At 64.3% G+C, this 16,972-nt stretch carries 17 protein-coding genes and 1 pseudogene; 11 read left to right on the forward strand and 7 right to left on the reverse strand.

Features of this window, described 5'->3' with window-relative positions:
• The 5 genes from XH87_RS10040 (at window position 1) to XH87_RS10060 (ending at window position 5,873) form a co-directional block, all read left to right on the forward strand.
• The gene (locus tag XH87_RS10040; protein WP_271587147.1) at window positions 1-453 is read left to right on the forward strand and encodes a nucleoside deaminase; all 453 of its coding nucleotides are present in this window, start codon (window positions 1-3) and stop codon (window positions 451-453) included.
• 63 nt (window positions 454-516) lie between these two features.
• Entirely contained in the window at window positions 517-1,872 is a 1,356-nt protein-coding gene (locus XH87_RS10045; protein WP_271587148.1) for a pyruvate dehydrogenase complex dihydrolipoamide acetyltransferase, read from the forward strand.
• Window positions 1,873-2,016: 144 nt separating this feature from the next.
• Window positions 2,017-3,438 carry a dihydrolipoyl dehydrogenase gene (gene lpdA, locus XH87_RS10050; protein ID WP_271587149.1) on the forward strand — a complete coding sequence of 474 codons (1,422 nt, stop codon included), beginning with the start codon at window positions 2,017-2,019 and terminating at the stop codon, window positions 3,436-3,438.
• A gap of 139 nt (window positions 3,439-3,577) precedes the next feature.
• Window positions 3,578-4,819: a threonine synthase gene (locus XH87_RS10055; protein WP_271587150.1), complete on the forward strand. Its 1,242-nt coding sequence runs from the start codon at window positions 3,578-3,580 to the stop codon at window positions 4,817-4,819.
• 82 nt (window positions 4,820-4,901) lie between these two features.
• Window positions 4,902-5,873, forward strand: a complete 972-nt coding sequence (locus XH87_RS10060; RefSeq protein ID WP_271587151.1) for a tripartite tricarboxylate transporter substrate binding protein BugD — start codon at window positions 4,902-4,904, stop codon at window positions 5,871-5,873.
• Between the two features lie 151 nt (window positions 5,874-6,024).
• Here XH87_RS10060 and XH87_RS10065 read toward each other — a convergent pair whose 3' ends face one another.
• From XH87_RS10065 to XH87_RS10075, 3 genes are all read right to left on the reverse strand, one after another.
• Window positions 6,025-6,411, reverse strand: a complete 387-nt coding sequence (locus tag XH87_RS10065; RefSeq protein ID WP_271587152.1) for a response regulator transcription factor — start codon at window positions 6,409-6,411, stop codon at window positions 6,025-6,027.
• A 95-nt stretch (window positions 6,412-6,506) separates the two neighbouring features.
• On the reverse strand, window positions 6,507-7,181 hold the full coding sequence (locus XH87_RS10070; protein ID WP_433960374.1) for a response regulator transcription factor: 675 nt from the start codon (window positions 7,179-7,181) through the stop codon (window positions 6,507-6,509).
• Complete coding sequence (locus tag XH87_RS10075) at window positions 7,175-9,160, reverse strand: PAS domain S-box protein (RefSeq protein WP_271587153.1); 1,986 nt, start codon at window positions 9,158-9,160, stop codon at window positions 7,175-7,177. The genes XH87_RS10070 and XH87_RS10075 overlap by 7 nt, the downstream gene beginning before the upstream one ends.
• 1,041 nt (window positions 9,161-10,201) lie before the next feature.
• Between XH87_RS10075 and XH87_RS10080 the strand changes: the two genes are divergently transcribed.
• Window positions 10,202-10,390 carry a hypothetical protein gene (locus XH87_RS10080; protein ID WP_271587154.1) on the forward strand — a complete coding sequence of 63 codons (189 nt, stop codon included), beginning with the start codon at window positions 10,202-10,204 and terminating at the stop codon, window positions 10,388-10,390.
• 124 nt (window positions 10,391-10,514) lie between these two features.
• On the opposite strand, the gene XH87_RS10085 is transcribed toward XH87_RS10080, so the two are convergent.
• Window positions 10,515-10,739, reverse strand: a complete 225-nt coding sequence (locus XH87_RS10085; RefSeq protein WP_271587155.1) for a hypothetical protein — start codon at window positions 10,737-10,739, stop codon at window positions 10,515-10,517.
• Window positions 10,740-10,818: 79 nt separating this feature from the next.
• Window positions 10,819-13,008 (reverse strand): lytic transglycosylase domain-containing protein, encoded by a 2,190-nt coding sequence (locus XH87_RS10090; protein WP_271587156.1) that lies wholly within the window; start codon window positions 13,006-13,008, stop codon window positions 10,819-10,821.
• 320 nt (window positions 13,009-13,328) lie between these two features.
• Between XH87_RS10090 and XH87_RS10095 the strand changes: the two genes are divergently transcribed.
• From XH87_RS10095 to XH87_RS10115, 5 genes are all read left to right on the forward strand, one after another.
• The gene (locus XH87_RS10095; RefSeq protein WP_271587157.1) at window positions 13,329-15,065 is read left to right on the forward strand and encodes an adenylate/guanylate cyclase domain-containing protein; all 1,737 of its coding nucleotides are present in this window, start codon (window positions 13,329-13,331) and stop codon (window positions 15,063-15,065) included.
• A 102-nt stretch (window positions 15,066-15,167) separates the two neighbouring features.
• Window positions 15,168-15,344, forward strand: coding sequence for a hypothetical protein (locus XH87_RS10100; protein ID WP_193374101.1), 177 nt, complete (start codon window positions 15,168-15,170; stop codon window positions 15,342-15,344).
• A gap of 159 nt (window positions 15,345-15,503) precedes the next feature.
• On the forward strand, window positions 15,504-15,716 hold the full coding sequence (locus XH87_RS10105) for a hypothetical protein (protein ID WP_158669660.1): 213 nt from the start codon (window positions 15,504-15,506) through the stop codon (window positions 15,714-15,716).
• Window positions 15,717-15,859: 143 nt separating this feature from the next.
• Window positions 15,860-16,117 carry a hypothetical protein gene (locus XH87_RS10110; protein ID WP_035702505.1) on the forward strand — a complete coding sequence of 86 codons (258 nt, stop codon included), beginning with the start codon at window positions 15,860-15,862 and terminating at the stop codon, window positions 16,115-16,117.
• 99 nt (window positions 16,118-16,216) lie between these two features.
• Window positions 16,217-16,447 carry a hypothetical protein gene (locus XH87_RS10115; RefSeq protein WP_271587158.1) on the forward strand — a complete coding sequence of 77 codons (231 nt, stop codon included), beginning with the start codon at window positions 16,217-16,219 and terminating at the stop codon, window positions 16,445-16,447.
• Between the two features lie 95 nt (window positions 16,448-16,542).
• On the opposite strand, the gene XH87_RS10120 is transcribed toward XH87_RS10115, so the two are convergent.
• Together XH87_RS10120 and XH87_RS10125 are read right to left on the reverse strand one after the other, a co-directional pair.
• On the reverse strand, window positions 16,543-16,842 hold the full coding sequence (locus XH87_RS10120) for an integrase core domain-containing protein (RefSeq protein WP_035702509.1): 300 nt from the start codon (window positions 16,840-16,842) through the stop codon (window positions 16,543-16,545).
• Window positions 16,837-16,918: pseudogene (locus XH87_RS10125) on the reverse strand (integrase core domain-containing protein); the annotation flags it as partial. The pseudogene XH87_RS10125 and the gene XH87_RS10120, both read right to left, overlap by 6 nt.
• Window positions 16,919-16,972 lie beyond the last annotated feature (54 nt).

Raw genomic sequence — 16,972 nt, forward strand, 5'->3', positions numbered from 1 at the left:
ATGGCGATCGAGTCCTATCATCACGATTTCATGCTGGAAGCGATCCGCGAGGCGGAGGCCTCGATCGCGCAAGGCGGGCTGCCGATCGGCGCCGTGCTGACGCGCGACAACAAGATCATCGCCCGTGGCCACAACAACCGCGTGCAGGAGAACAACCCGATCCTGCACGGCGAGATGAGCTGCCTGCGCGAAGCGGGTGCGATCTCGTTCCACGACACCGTCATGTACACCACATTGTCGCCATGCTCGATGTGCGCGGGCGCGCTCGGGCTGTTCAAGGTCAAGCTGGTGGTGATCGGCGAATCCGTCACCTTCGAGGGCTCCAAGGACATCCTCGACAAGTTCGGCATCCCCTGGATCGACCTTGCCGACGACCGCTCCATCACGATGATGAAGAATTGGCGTTCCATCCCTGCCAATGAGCGCCTGTGGCAGGGCGACATCGGCAACTAAACCTGGTCCGTTCGTCTTCGCTGTCGAAAGACGACGTTTTGCAAAGTTCTTCTTGAGGTCAGCATGCCCATCAACATCCTGATGCCCGCTCTCTCGCCGACGATGGAGAAGGGCAACCTCGCCAAGTGGCTGAAGAAGGAAGGCGACAAGGTCAAATCCGGCGACGTCATCGCCGAGATCGAGACCGACAAGGCGACCATGGAGGTCGAGGCCATCGACGAGGGCACGATCGCCAGGATCCTGGTGCCCGAGGGGACGCAGGACGTCCCGGTCAACGACGTCATTGCGGTGCTGGCCGGCGAAGGCGAGGACGTGAAGGCCGCAGGCAGCGCCAAGCCCGGCGCTTCGGCTGCGCCGCCGAAGGCTGCCGAGGCTCCCGCTGCTGCTCCGGCGCCCGCGCCCACGCCCGCCGCGCCCAAGGCCGCGCCGCCGCCCGCGGCTGCACCCGCGCCGCAGCCCGCAACTCCGGCCGCGCAGGCCAATGGTCATGGGGGCCGTGTGTTCTCATCGCCGCTGGCGCGGCGTCTCGCCAAGGAAGCCGGCATCGATGTCGGCATGGTCACCGGCACCGGACCGCACGGCCGCGTGGTCGCGCGCGACGTCGAGCAGGCCAAGTCCGGCAAGGGTCTGAAAGCGCCCGCCGCGGCACCGTCAGGCGCGCCCGCGATCGCGCCGACCATGTCGGACAAGCAGATCCTGTCGCTGTTCGAGCCCGGATCCTACGACATCGTGCCGCATGACGGCATGCGCCGCACGATTGCCCAACGTTTGACCGCGTCGATCCAGAACGTCCCGCACTTCTATCTCACCATCGACTGCGATATCGGCAAGTTGCTCACTGCCCGCGAGGAGATCAACGCCGCAGCGCCGAAGGACAAGGAGAAGAAGCCGCTCTACAAGATCTCGGTCAACGACTTCGTCATCAAGGCGATGGCGGTGGCGCTGCAGAAGATCCCGAACTGCAACGTGAGCTGGACTGAAAGCGGCATGGTCAAGCACCACCATTCCGATGTCGGCGTTGCGGTCGCGATGCCGGGCGGCCTGATCACGCCGATCATCCGCAAAGCCGAGACCAAGACGCTCTCCACCATCTCCAAGGAGATGAAGGATTTTGCCGCGCGCGCGCGTTCCCGCAAATTGAAGCCCGAGGAATATCAGGGCGGCACAACGGCCGTCTCCAACCTCGGCATGTACGGCATCAATCACTTCACCGCCGTGATCAATCCGCCGCATGCGACCATCCTCGCGGTCGGCACCAGCGAGGAACGTCCCGTGGTGCGCGGCGGCAAGATCGAGATCGCGCATATGATGAGCGTGACCCTGTCCTGCGATCACCGCGCCATCGACGGCGCGCTCGGCGCCGAGCTGATCGGCGCATTCAAGCAGCTGATCGAAAACCCCGTGATGATGATGGTCTGACGCGGCGAATTTGCGTCGTCGTTGCGAGCGAAGCGAAGCAATCCAGGACGTGACCGGCAGACTGGATTGCTTCGTCGCAAGAGCTCCTCGCAATGACGAGCCGTAACATTCGAGCCGGTTGAACGATGGGAACGAGCATACAGCATGGCCGACACATCCTTCGACGTCATCATCATCGGCTCCGGTCCAGGCGGTTACGTCACCGCGATCCGTGCCGCGCAGCTCGGCTTCAGGACGGCGATCGTCGAAAAATCCTATCTCGGCGGCATCTGCCTTAACTGGGGCTGCATCCCGACCAAGGCGCTGCTGCGCTCGGCCGAGATCTACCACTACATGCAGCACGCCAAGGATTACGGCCTGTCGGCGGAGAAGGTCTCGTTCGATCCGAAGGCCGTGGTGCAGCGCTCGCGCGGCGTCTCCAAGCGGCTGAACGACGGCGTCGGCTTCCTGATGAAGAAGAACAAGGTCAGCGTGATCTGGGGCGCTGCTTCGATCGACGCGCCGGGCAAGGTCACGGTGAAGAAGTCCGACGTCGAGGCGCCCAAGGGATCGCTGGGCGAGGGGACCTATCAGGCCAAGCACATCATCGTTGCGACCGGCGCCCGACCGCGCGTGCTGCCCGGCCTCGAGCCCGACAAGAAGCTGATCTGGACCTATTTCGAGGCGATGGTGCCGGAGCGGATGCCGAAATCGCTGCTGGTGGTCGGCTCCGGCGCGATCGGTATCGAGTTCGCCTCGTTCTTCCACACCATGGGCTCCGACGTCACCGTCGTCGAGGTGCTGCCGCAGATCCTGCCCGTCGAGGACGCCGAGATCGCCGGCCTTGCACGCAAGCGCTTCGAGAAGCAGGGCATCAAGATCATGTCCTCGACCAAGGTCACAAAGCTGGAGAAGAAGGCCGACAGCGTCGTCGCCACCATCGACGACGGCAAGGGCAAGCCCGTCACCACCGAGTTCGAGCGCGTGATCTCTGCGGTCGGCGTCGTCGGCAATATCGAGAATCTCGGCCTCGAAAAGCTGGGCGTGAAGACCGACCGCGGCATCATCGTGGTCGACGGCCACGGCAAGACCAATGTTCCCGGCATCTACGCCATCGGCGACGTGGCCGGCCCTCCGATGCTCGCCCATAAGGCCGAACATGAAGGCGTGATCTGCGTCGAGGCGATCAAGGGCCTCAACCCGCACCCCATGGACAAGAACATGATCCCGGGCTGCACCTATTGCCATCCGCAGGTCGCGTCCGTCGGCTTGACGGAAGCCCGGGCGAAAGAGAATGGCCGTGAGATCCGCGTCGGCCGTTTCCCCTTCGTCGGCAACGGGAAGGCCATCGCGCTCGGTGAGGACCAGGGCCTCGTCAAGGTGATTTTCGACAAGAAGACCGGTCAGCTCCTCGGCGCCCACATGGTCGGCGCGGAGGTCACCGAGCTGATCCAGGGCTACGTCGTCGCCATGAACCTGGAGACCACCGAAGAGGAGCTGATGCATACGGTCTTCCCGCATCCGACCCTGTCGGAGATGATGAAGGAAGCCGTGCTGGATGCATATGGAAGGGTATTGAATATTTGATCGGCGAGTGCGCTGCCCGCCATCGTCATTGCGAGCGAAGCAATCCAGACTGTCTCTGCGGAAAGAATCTGGATTGCTTCGCTTCGCTCGCAATGACGAGCAGAGAGACCTGTTTGCAAGACGAGAAGGAAATCCCCCCATGCACGACAACGACAACCTCACCATTGAACGTCCGACCTTCGTCACCCATCTCGAATGCGCGATGGAAGGCGATCGTTACGCCGCCGACCAGGTCCACAACCTCTCCAAGGCCGGAAAGCCGCTTCTTGTCCGCTACGACCTCGCCGGCGTGAAGAAGGCGCTGACCAAGGACGCACTCGCACAGCGTCCCGGCGACATGTGGCGCTATCGCGAGTTGCTGCCGGTGCGCAAATGCAAGGACATCGTCTCGCTCGGCGAAGTCACGACGCCGCTGATCCGGCTGCCGAAGCTCGGCGCAAAGCTCGGCGGCGGCGAGATCATCGTGAAGGACGAGGGGCGGCTGCCGACCGGCTCGTTCAAGGCGCGTGGGCTGGTGATGGCGGTGTCGATGGGCAAGGCGCTCGGCATCAAGCACATGGCGATGCCGACCAACGGCAATGCCGGCGCGGCGCTGGCGGCCTACGCGACGGCCTGCGGCATCAAGACCACGATCTTCTGTCCGGCCGATACGCCGGAGGTGAATGTCAGCGAAATCGAGCTGCAGGGCGCAACCGTCTACCGCGTCAACGGCTATATCGACGATTGCGGCAAGATCGTCGGCGAGGGCAAGGCAAAGGTCGGCTGGTTCGATACCTCGACCTTGAAGGAGCCGTACCGCATCGAGGGCAAGAAGACGATGGGCCTCGAGCTCGCCGAGCAACTCGGCTGGGACGTGCCCGACGTGATCTTCTATCCGACCGGCGGCGGCACCGGCCTGATTGGCATGTGGAAGGCTTTCGACGAGCTCGAGAAGATCGGCTTCATCGGCTCGAAGCGCCCGCGCATGGTCGCGGTGCAGGCCTCGGGCTGCGCGCCGATGGTGCGCGCCTATGACGCCGGCACCGAGCATGCCACGCGCTGGGAAGATGCCCACACCATTGCGTCGGGCATCCGCGTGCCGCAGGCGATCGGCGATTTCCTGATCCTGCGTGCGGTGCGCGAGAGCAAGGGCTTTGCCATCGCGGTTGACGACGACAAGATCTCGGCCGCGCTGAACGAGGTCGCGCGCGAGGAGGGACTGCTGTTGTGCCCAGAGGGTGCCGCCACCTATGCTGCCTACAAGGAGAGCCTCGCCGACGGCCGCGTCTCGAAGGGTGATCGCGTCATGCTGTTCAACTGCGCAACCGGCCTGAAATACCCGCTGCCGCCGGTCACCCGCACGCTCGACCGCCACAAGCCGATCGACTATTCGCGGTTCTAGCGCGGCAACACGCCACGGACGATTCCTCTTCCCGTACGCGGGAAGAGCAAAAAACAATATCGACATCGCTGGGGAGAAGACAATGACGAAGACCGTTTGGGCTGCGCTGTTTGCTATTCTCGCGTTCACCGGCGCCGCGCGCGCCGATGATTTTCCATCCCATCCCATCACCATCATCGTGCCATTCGCGGCCGGCGGGCCGTCGGATGCAATGGCGCGGGTGCTCGCGGAGCGCATGCGCGTTTCACTTGGTCAGCCTGTGGTGATCGAGAATGTCACCGGCGCGGGCGGTTCGATCGGCGTCGGCCGCGCCGTGCAGTCGCTGCCTGACGGCTACACCATCTCGTTCGGCCATCTCGGCACTCACGTTGCCAACGGTGCCGTCTACAAGCTCAAATACGACCTGGTCGCCGACCTCGAGCCGGTGGTGTTGCTGCCGAGCAATCCGATGATCATCGTCAGCAAGAACGCGGTGCCCGCGACCTCGCTCAAGGAGCTCATCGAGTGGCTGAAATCGCGCACCTCGCCGCCGACCGCAGGCACCGCGGGTGCAGGCTCCGGCAGCCACATCGCCGGCGTCTATCTCGAGAACGTCTCCGGGATCAAGCTGCAATACGTGCCGTATCGCGGCACCGCGCCCGCGCTGAACGACCTCATCGCCGGCCAGATCGACCTCATCGTCGACCAGACCTCCAACTCGATCAACCAGGTCCGCGCCGGCACCATCCGCGCCTACGCCATCACCGACGACAAGCGCCTGGCCTCGGCGCCCAACATTCCGACCGCGGAGGAGGCGGGCCTCAAGGGCTTCAAAATGACACTGTGGTCCGGCATGTGGGTGCCGAAGGGGACTCCCAAAGAGATCGTGACCAAGCTCAACGCCGCGGCCGTGGAGGCGCTGAATGATCCGGCGGTGAGGAAGCAGCTCGAAAGCCAGGGGCTGGAGATGACACCCAAGGATCAGCTCACGCCCGAAGCGCTTGGCACCCGTCAGAAGGCCGAGATCGCCAAATGGTGGCCCATGATCAAAGCGGCGAACATCAAAGTGGATTGAAGCGGGCGGCGCACGCCTCGCGGTGTGTCGTCAGGTTCGGCGGCTCATTCTGAGCGGGCCGCGAACGGGAGGCCGTCTCGCGGGAAACCCTCGCGAGAAGCGGGATTGATCCCGGTCGCTGCCACCGTTCCGCCTCCCGGCCTCCGGGCGCTCACTGCATGGTTTCGTGACCTGCTGCCAGCGCGCGGTCCAGGCATTGCATCAGATCCGAGGCGGCGAACGGCTTGCCGAGAAAACAGATTGCCCCGGCTTTGAGCGCACGCACACGTACGCTCTCATCCGGGAAGGCCGTGATGAAGATGAACGGCGTTGCCGAACCATGCCCGCGCATCTGGGTCAACAGATCGATTCCGGTCATCAGCGGCATCTGCACGTCGGCGATCACGCACGAGGTGTCGTTCGAATCGGTCGACCTCAGGAACTCCTCGGCCGAGGCGAACGTGTGGACGATGTATCCGCGCGACTCCAGGAGGTTGTTGATCGCAGCCCGTACGTAGGGGTCATCGTCAAGCACCGAAATGACCGAGGCCACTGACAAGACGTCCGCTCCTCACCCGGGATTACGCTTGCCGTCGCCACGGCTACACATAAACCGGCAAGATGGACCTGCCAGCCACGATTGGAAACTCATACTTAGGTTTGTGCGTCGGGCTTGTTGGGCCCGATCCCGAGCGCCTCGCTCATCCGCACCAGATCGGCCAGCGACTTCGCGCCCATTTTCCGCATGATCTGGCCGCGATAGATCTTGACGGTGATTTCCGCCAATCCGAGCTGGGCGGCCACTTGCTTGTTCATCAGGCCGGCCGTGACCAGTGACAACACGTCTCGCTCCCGCGCGGACAGTGACTCGAAGCGTGATCTCACGGTCGAGACCGTCCTGTTGAGGTCGCGGCGCTTGCGGTCTCGCTCGATCGCGGCCTGGACTGCGTCCAGGATGTCCTGGTCGCGGACCGGCTTGGTCAGGAAGTCAATCGCGCCGCTCTTCATGGCCCGTACCGTCATGGGAATATCACCGTGACCGGTAATGAAGATGATAGGCGTGTGGATATTCGCCTTGGCAAGATCCGACTGCAGGTCAAGGCCGCTGGCTCCGGGCAGGCGGATGTCGAGCACCAGGCAACTGGGGACTTCCGGCGGCTTGGCCTGGAGGAGCTGCGGTGCCGAGCCGAATGCTTCGACCTTGAGGCCGACCGACTCGAACAGATTGGTGAGCGCACGGCGCATGGACGCGTCGTCGTCGACGATGAAGACGACTGGCTGATCACCGTCCTCCTGCGGCGGCGAAAGCTCCGCGCGCTCGGTCACGATGTTTCCTCTCGATGGAAGGGCAAAGTGATCCGAAAAGTCGCGCCGCGCTCCTGGTTGGGTGCGACGAGAAGCCGTCCGCCATGGGCCTCGATGATGGATCGACAGATCGACAGTCCCATGCCCATGCCCGAGGACTTCGTGGTGAAGAAGGGCATGAACAGGCGGTCTATCGCCTGTTCACTGATGCCGACCCCGCAGTCGGAAACGCTCACCAGCACCGCGCCATCGCCGCTCGCCGCCGAACAGATCGCCAGCTCGCGCGGGCGATCATGGACGTCTTCCATGGCCTCGATCCCGTTCATGATCAGGTTGATCAGGACCTGTTGCAACTGGATTCGATCGCCGAAAATTTTCGGCAGTGCCGACGACAGCTCCATTCGCACCGACACGGCGTGGCTGGCCATCTCGCGCTGAACGAGCGCGACGGCCTCCCGCACGACCACGCTGGCGTCGAGCGGAACCATCTCGATGTCGGACCGCTTGGCGAGCGCCCGAACGCGACGGATCACGTCGCTGGCACGCGTGCCGTCCTCGATGATCCACTCCACGGAGCGGCGGGCCGCTGTGAGATCGGGCGGACTGCGCTGCAGCCAGGCGAGGCAGGCGTCGGCGTTTGCGATCACGGCGGCGAGCGGCTGATTGATTTCGTGGGCAATGGACGCGGTCAGCTCACCCAGGGTCGTGACACGCGTCACATGGGCGAGCTCGGCCTGGGCCTTGCGCAGCGCGTCTTCGGCCTGATTGGCCCGGATGGCCGCGGTTACGTCGGTGCAGACGCCACGATAGCCCAGAAAAGCACCGTCGGCGTCGAAGAAGGGCTTGCCGCTGGTTCGGACGTAGATCGGCTGCCCGTTGCGATCCTTGCTGCGATACACCAGGTCGCGGAACGGGACGTGGGCGTCGAGCGCCGCCCGATGTTGTCGCCATTTCTCGGGTTCGAGATCGGCATCAGGAGCGATGTCCCAACGCGTGAGTCCGATCAGGCCGGCGGGGGCGGTGATGGTATCGGAGTGCTCCGATATCTGGGTGACGCGATGGTCTGGCCCGGTTTCCCAGAACCAGTCCGAGGCGGTTTCGGCATAGTCGCGGAAGCGCTGCTCGCTCGCACGCAGCCTGCGCTCCGCTTCCTTGGCCGCCGTGATGTCGGTCACGGATCCGACGAACTCCACGCAACCGCTGGAATCTCGCATGGCCCGGGCCACCGCTCGGACGTACTTGATCGAGCCGTCGGGCATCAGGAGTCGGTATTCGTGATCGTAGTCCTTTCCCTCTCGGGCGGCCCGACCCGTCGTCTGTTGCACCGCGAGCCGGTCGTCCGGATGGATCCGCTGGAGCATGAACGGGATCTTTGGCCTGGTTTCCTCGTCGCACTGGAAGATGCGATAGGTCTCCTTGGACCAGGTGATCTCGCGGGTTGCGGCCTTCCAGCCGAAACTGCCGGTGTGGCTCAGTTCTTGCGCCTGGGCGAGATAGGCCTCGCTCTGTCGCAGCGCATTCTCCGCTTCCTTGCGCTCGGTGATGTTCTCGCAGGCTACCAGGACGATTGGTCCGCCGTCGGCCCGCAGCATGGACTTGGCATTCTCGCGCACCCATAGCACCGAGCCGTCCTTGCGTATCTTCCGGATCTCCCAGGTGTGGGACTGATCGACGGTCTCGAGGCACAGCGCGACACACGCGCGGACGAAGTCGCGATCTTGCTCGAAGAAGACATCCAGCACCGATCGGCCGATCAGTTCCGCCGCAGTGTAGCCCAGTTGCGCGGCGCCGAACGTGTTCACGTTGATCACGGTTCCGGCCGGATCGACCATGAAGTACATGACCGGAGTGTGCTCGAAGACTTGCTGCCACTGCTTGACCGTCTCGAGCAAGTCGGCGCCATCGAGCTCGTTGCGCGGCTTGGCGGCGACGGTTTGCCTTACGCAACCGGCGAGGAATTGCGCGGCTGACTTCCCGAACGTCGCTGCCCGGCCAGGCTTCATCGCAGATGCTCACGGCGCTCTCGCCGTGAATGCGAGTAGAGCACGTTGCCGCGAGAGGAGCAATTCCGGCCGTTCGCCTCTGAATCGAACGCTGCCGCCCTGTCCGGCGCGGCGCATCAAGTACGCCATGCCGGCAAGCTCTTCACGGTGACCGTGCAGCCGGAGCGTCGTGCGCCGTCTCGTTGAAAATGAGCCAGCGCGGGAGCCCCCGGGCGAGTACGGGACAAACCTAGGTATAGCTCCTCCATTCCTAGTCATATCGGTCATTTACCTCCGTACAATTGAGCGTCGCGTGCCCGGGGGAATAGCCTCATGACCAATCGGGAGTGTCCCGAATGAGGTCGAAGGGAACGAACTGGCAAAGCGCGAGCAACAGAGGGAGACAACAATGTGCGAGACATCGGTACTTCCTGAGCGTGGCCCATCCGAGTCCGAACGTTGCTCTTCAGTCAATGGCTGTGCGGTGTGTGGCGGCAAGTTTGGTCTGATCCGCCACTATTCCTGGCGCACCGCGCTCTGCTCCAGGAAGTGTGTCGATCGCTTCCGCACGCGCCGCGAACGCGACCGCCGGTGGTTGTTCCGGGCTCAGGTCGCGTGAGGCCGAATTGGAGAGCTGACGTCGTTCCGAGGGTCTGATCCGGGAGCCCGTACATTGAACCGTTCATGCAAGCTGCTGTGCTCGATGGTTCTCCTCGGCTCGACTGCGACGGTCCAGGCACAGGAGACGGGACACGGTGCCGTACATCGCCAGCACCCACCCCAGGACCAGGCGCTGCACGAAAAATTCTATTCGACCTGGCACATGCCGGACAATCCGGGCCTCAGTTGTTGCAACAGTGCTGACTGCTATCCGACCGATATCAAATACATCGACGGTCAGATCTATGCCCGGCGCCGGGAGGACGGCAGATACATTCCGGTCCCACCGCAAAAGGTGGAGCGAAACAGGGATAATCCGGACGGCCGCAACCATCTTTGCGCTCCGCCGCCCGCACTCTCTCCGTTGGATAGCGTCTACTGCTTCGCCCTGGGAGGTGCCACATGAGATTCGCGTTCGTGCTGGTGAACGGCCGGACTCCGTTCCGGCAGGCCTGGTGCATGCAGTGCTGCGAGCCGATCAGCGGCAGCTATCTCCGCGAGATCTCCACCCGCCTGCCCTACTGCGACCATCAGTGCTACGCGCTGTTCTGCGAGACGCTCGCGAAAGATCGCGTGAGGGCGGCTTCATGAAATTCGTCCTGGTCAACCACGAGCCCCCGTTGTGCACGACCACGTGCAGCACATGCTCGCGGTCGATCCGGTCCGGCTACGTCCGGCATGTGCGGACACAGCGCCGTTACTGCGACTACGATTGCTACCGGCGCGGTGAGCTCGTGACGCTGTTGATGCCGTGGTCGGCGCCTGGGCGCAACGAGCCGGCCGTCGGGAACGTCGAGGTCGCTCGCTTGGTCGAGATGTTCGCGGTCCTGAGTGCCGTCTTTTGCTGGAGTTGCACGACCCACGCCTGGACCTTCGCAAGAGCCTTGACCGGCGCATATTTGGCCGGTCGCGATCCGATCACGATGGAAGGAGGTGACACCTAGCCGCGCGACGGCACTCGCGTGGAAGCCGCAGCGACGTAACCTGGCAGGCGCCGTGTCCAGCCCCGGCGATGTCGACTAGGGAGTGGGCGCTGCGGCCGCCACCGGTGCCGTTGCACCGGCCTCGTGCGTGACGACGCGCCGATCGCTCTTGCCGGCGATCGTACCGCTATCCTCGAAGCGCGCGCGGTAGACCAGCACGTTCTCCATCACACGCTGGACGTAGTTGCGCGTCTCCGACAGCGGGATGCGCTCGACCCAGTCGACCGGATCGACATTGGGATCCCTGGGATCGCCGCGCGCCTGCACCCATTCGCGCACGCGGCCGCGGCCGGCATTGTAGCCGGCGAAGGTCATGATCTGGTTGCCGCGGTATTCCGACAAGAGCGCACTGAGCTCGGCCGCGCCCATCTGCGTGTTGTAGACGGGATCGGAGACCATCCTGTCCCAGTCGTAAGTCAGGCCGAAGCGTTTTGCGGTGTCGCGGCCGGCCTCGGGTGTCACCTGCATGAGCCCGACCGCATTGGCCGGCGACTTGTCGCGCTGGTCGAACGAGCTTTCGGTGCGCGCCACCGAATAGATCACGCTGGTCTCGATCGCGGGCGCGACCTGCTTGTGCTCGGGGATGCCGATGGTCGGAAAGGCGTACTGGTCGAGCGCGAGCCCGCGCGCCAGCGCCGTCTTGCCGACCTCCAGCATCACGCGCGCATCGTTGCGCCGGCCGGCCAGCTCGCCGAGCGCTTCGAGCGCCGCGACGTCGGTGCTCTCCTTGGCGAAATCCTCGGCGTAGTAGAACACGATATCGCGCTCGCCGATGCCGTAGAGCATGTCGGCGGCGCGCACGCGCTCGTCCGCCGGCGGCGTATCGGCGGCGACCAGCACGGGCGCGGGCGGACGCAGCTCGATCCGGTCGAGGCCGAGCTTTGCGCGGGCGAGCTGGCCGTAATAGGCGGTCTGATAGCGCGCCGCAGCCCGATAGCTCATGCGCGCATCGGCCATTGCGCCCATGGCTTCGGCGGCGCGTCCGCGCCAGTAATGGGCCCGCGACAGCGCGATCGGATTGGCCGAGCCCTCGTCGATTGCGGCGAAGTGCATCATCGCCGTCTTGGGATCGTCGAGAAAGCGCAGCGCGATCCAGCCGCACATGAAGTGATAGTCGACGCGATAGACTTCCTTTTCCGGCACCGCGGCGGTACGCACCACGTCATAGGCGGTCTTGAACTTGCCCTGGTCGAGCAGCTTGCGCGCGAGCAGACGACGCTCGCGCCACCAGGCATCCGTGTCCTGGGCCGCCATGGTGTCGGGCGCGGCGGCCAGGATGACCTCGGCGGCGTCGTCGATGCGGTCCTTCTGCAGGTGCCATTGCGCGCGGCACAGCACGTAGCCGAGATCGCGGCGGGCGTCAGCGGGGACGTCATCGAGATCGTCCTTGGCCTTGCTCGCCTTGCCGGTGACCGCGGCGCAGGCCTTCACGATCGCGAGCGCATCCTCGCCGAGCCGTTTGGCCGCGCGCCTCGCGCCCGCATAATCCTTGACGCCGAGGCGCTTGTCCATGCGCGCGCGGTGATCGTCGGCGGACAGAAGATCGTGAAAAACTTCGTAGGAATCCTCTTCGCTGCGCTCGGACAGTTCGTCGGCGCGCCAGGCTTCGCGCACGAGCCGGGCGGCCCTGTCGGTCTCGCCGTCAGCGAGCAGGACGCGGGCGAGCGCAAACTTGCCCTTGGCGCTGGTCGGCCGGTCCATCGTGAACTTGTGCACGGTGGCGGCGTCGGCCTTTTCCTGCCACAGCCGCGCCTCGGCGCGCCGGCGGAGCAGGGCACTGCTCGGCCAGTCCGGATTGGCGGCGAGGAAGGCGGCGTAGCGCTTGAAGTTCGCCGTGCTATCGGAATGGCGCAGCATGTACCAGTCGGCGAGCTTCTGTCCGGCAGGATCAGCGATGCGGTCGCGCGCCGCGCTCGCGTCACCCGTCCTGCCCTTGCGCGCGAGATCGATGGCGTCCCTCAGCGCGGCGAGGTCGCCGGTCAGCGGCGGCGGTGCCGGCTTGTCCGAGGGCTGGTCGACCGTCTTCTTCGATCTGCGCTTGGCCTCGGCGTGTTTGCCGTGCCGCGCCTTGCCGGTGGAGGCATGGCGGTGCTTGCCGGCCTTCGCCTCGTGCGTCTTCTTCGGAGCGGATGATTTGTGACTGCTCTTCGCCGCCAGTTCGGTGGGAAGGAGGGCCACCGCGGCCACGGCAACGACACACGCGAGCGAGCGTAGGCACTGGTTCATTGGATGGTCCCCCTGCGAAACCACTACAAACCAAGGTCCGCGACGACATGCGGCTTGAGAATCAAAGCACCGAACGATGCCGAGGCATCGTGGCGCATTCGATACGCTGTCGCAACAATGCGGCAAAATACGGATGCGATGAGGGAACTTCCGCAAAGGAGAAAAGGGCAGCCTGTTTAACCTTTTGTTAACATGCGGACCCGCGCGGCGGTTGCGCATGGTGCAGGGCGCCCAGGAGGCCAGATTGCGCGTGTTCCCGCAGCCAGTCCGGTGTATGGAGTTCCCTTGCTTCGTCCTTTAGCCCTTTGCCTCCGCACCCCATGCCGATTTTCAACCAGTCGATCCGGCGCAAGATCGTCGGTATCGCCCTCGGATTGATCGTCTTGATGTTGGTCACCTCGATCCTGTCGATGGTGATGTCCAGCCAAGTCGGCGTCCTGCTCGACGAGCTGACCAACCGCTACATCCCGGCCTACAGCCATCTGGCGCGTGCCAACATTCACTCGCTGGAGCGAGGCCTGGCGCTGCGGCGGATGGTCATGACCCGGATGGAGGCGCCGTCGGACGAGGAGGCGTATGCGGCGCGCCTTCGCGAATTCGAGGAGTCGGACCGCAAGATCGAGGAGGACGCCGAGGCCTCGCGCAAGCTGATCAACGCGATCATCGACGATCCCAGGACGTATTCCGACAATGCCGCGCTGGGACGGATCGATATCCGCATCGAGACCGCCGTCGTCGAGCTGCGCCGCGACCTGAGCGAGGACCATGCGAAGCTCCTAAAGCAGGTCGACGCCAGGCAGATGACCGAGGCCCGCGGCACGCTGGAACACATCGACGTGCTGCGCGACCAGTTCAACCGGAAGGTCGATGCGATCCGGTCCGACATGCTGACGCAGGTCTTCTTCTCGACGTCGCAGGTGATCGGCCGCCAGCATCAGGCGATCATCATTTCGGGTGTCGTGACGTTGCTCGCGGCGATCGTCGGATTTGCCTTTGCGCTGCTGGTGTCCAGCGGCATCACGCGTCCGGTACGGCTGTTGCTCGCCGGCACCCGCGAGGTCGAGGCGGGCCGGTTCGACAAGCCCATCACCGTCTCGACGCAGGACGAGATCGGCGAGCTCGCCGCGGCCTTCAACCGCATGATCGAGCAGTTGCGGCACAACGAGCGCATCCGCGAGACCTTTGGCCGCTACATCGATCCCAAGGTGGTGCAGGGGTTGATCGACCGGCCGGAGGTCGCGATCGACGGTGAGCGCCGGGTGATGACCATCATGTTCTGCGACATGAGCGGCTTCACCTCGATGAGCGAGGGCATGACGCCGCGCGGCCTCGTCAAGGTGATGAACCACTATTTCACCGTGATGTCCGCACCCGTCAGGAACAATCGCGGCGTCATCGACAAATACATCGGCGACGCTATCATGTCCTATTGGGGGCCGCCGTTCATCGAAGAGGACGAGCAGGCGCTGCTCGCCGGGCTTGCCGCCGTCGAGATGGTCGACCAGGTGCCCGCGCTGCAGAAGCAGCTGCCCGATCTGCTCGGTATCCGCGCCATGCCCGCACTGTGCGATCTGCGGATCGGCATCGCCACCGGCGAGGTCCTGACCGGCAGCATCGGCTCCGAGCTGATGATGAGCTTCACCGTGATGGGCGACGCCGTGAACCTCGCCTCGCGGCTGGAGGCCGTCAACAAGATCTACGGCACCCGCATCCTGATCTCGCAGGCGACTGCGGATGCGATCGGCTCGCAGCTCGAACTGCGTGAGATCGATCGCCTCGCGGTCGCGGGCCAAAGCGCGCCGCAGGCGATTTTCGAGGTGATGGCGAGACCGGGCGCGCTCACCGATGCGCAAGCGAGCCTGCGCACGCACTACGTCGAAGGTCTCGCCGCCTATCGTGCCCAACGCTTCGATGACGCCCGCGCCGCCTTCAACGCGGCGCTCGAGGCGATCCCCGGCGACGGCCCTTCGCGCACGATGCTCGACCGCATCGCGCAGTTCGCGGCCGATCCGCCGCAGGCCGGCTGGGACGGCGCCTGGCGGCTGGAGCAGAAATAGGCTGCCGCGGAAAAATTGATGCTACCCGATAACGATGTTCGCCGTGACCTATTTCGCGGGTTTAGGTTCGCTGTCCTTGTGGCGTTTGATGGGGACACGCCGATGACAGAACTTCAAGACAGGCTGGAACGGTTCGAGACACTCACCGCCGAATGCGAGCTGATCGCCAAGCTCGCCACCGACAGCACCAAGCGCGAGTTCTATCTGAAACTCGGGGAGCAGTACCGTCAGCTGTCGTTGGATATTCGGCAGGCGATCGCGGCCAGGGCCGCGGCCTGAGGCCGGCTGCAATCCGTTCTTAACTTCTGGCGCGCATTCTAATTCTAGAAGCACGCGGGCGTCGCTGATGGGCGGCGGCCCGTGGTGGGAAGGCCGGGGTTCGTTGCAATGCAGCGCACCTCGCGCGTGTCGTTTTGCCAGGCCTGACAGGGCAATCCCATGCGCCTCGTTGCAGTGATCTTGTTCGCGCTCATGACGGCGGCCTGCGATCAGGAGCAGGACATCACCGGCTCGACGATGTCGAGCTGTCCGATGCGAAACTACAGCTACAATCCACGCGACATGAACCAGTGCGTCAGCGCCTGCAAATCGTGCGATCGCGGCACCACCGTCACCTGCACGACCTCCTGCACACTCAAGGGGGCTCGCTGAGTTCCTGATTCTTGTGAAGGTCGATGGCGGCGCGCGCAAACCCGCCGGCGCATCAAGGCAGGAGGCTGGCGGTGTTCGGGCACCGGAACTATTCACATGGATTGATCATTGGAAGGACTGGGCAAGACGCGGAGTCCGATGAAATGGGTATGCTCGATCCCGGCCGGTTCCTGGTGTCGTGCTCGCATTGCGATGCCTGGCCGATGGCCGCCAACGTGAAACGTTCGAGCTGGTCGGCATCCCCGCACGAGGTCCGTTTCATCTGCGCGCGCTGCCGCCACGAAGAGACCGCGATCGTCTCGGCCTCCGGCGAACTGACGCCGATCAGGCGCATCGACATTCCGCCGCGCGATGTCGCCGTCGCCTGGGCTCAGGCCCAGCGCCCGCGGGGACGGACGTAGGCGGCGCGCGCGCCATCCATTCGCGAATGACTGCGCGTCGCATCTTCGACTTCGACATTTGAGCGTCTCCAAGGGGGCGGACCAAGGCAGGATCAAGCCATGCCACTGCTCCTGCCTTCCGTGACCGGCAGTGTCTACGCCGCCTCTTGCGAGCAGGGCGCTGCCGCACGCATGTTCGGCGCCTTGCAAGACGACGAAGCCACGCTTCACCGCCGCCGCGCGAAGATCGTCCTTCGCTTGCGGCCTCTGCGCGTCGAGCCAGATCACCAGCACGGCGCGCGGCCCGAGGAAGCCGTCGAGCCAATCCATCGCCGCATCGACGGCGCTTAGCGGCAGTCGTCGCTTCTGCAGGTCCATCATCGATTCCATGCTCTTCGCGCCGACCACGACGATGCGCTGCCCTGGTGAGCAACCTGCGAGCGCGATCATCGGTTCAATGATTCTGTCGCGGACCTCTGAAGTGGACATGAGTTCACCGGTTCGGTTGTTGTGGCCTGGCAGGCAGGCGCAAACTGCGCCTCGAATCTCGCGACCGGCCGATCGCGTTGCGAGAGCTCCACATCGTGGCCGTCCACGAGCTTCGCGGCGCGAGAAATCGCGGAGCCAGCCTGGGGAGTTTGTCCTGCCAAGGCCTGATGGGGTCTGTGATTGTTGTAGTAGAAGAGTTGCTCGAAGAGTTCGTTGGCGATGTGGTCGAGGCTGTCGAAGGTCGATGACATCGTCATCGAGGGTCCGCCAGAAGCGTTCGACCTTGCCATTGGTTTGCGGCCGATAGGGCCTGGTGTAACGGTGTTTGATGTCGAGCTCGAGCAGCAGGGCGGCGCCGACTCAGTCGAGCGGTCGCGCCGTTTTCGC

Origin of the sequence: Bradyrhizobium sp. CCBAU 53415 (assembly GCF_028128735.1) — a bacterium.
Classification (GTDB): Bacteria; Pseudomonadota; Alphaproteobacteria; order Rhizobiales; family Xanthobacteraceae; genus Bradyrhizobium.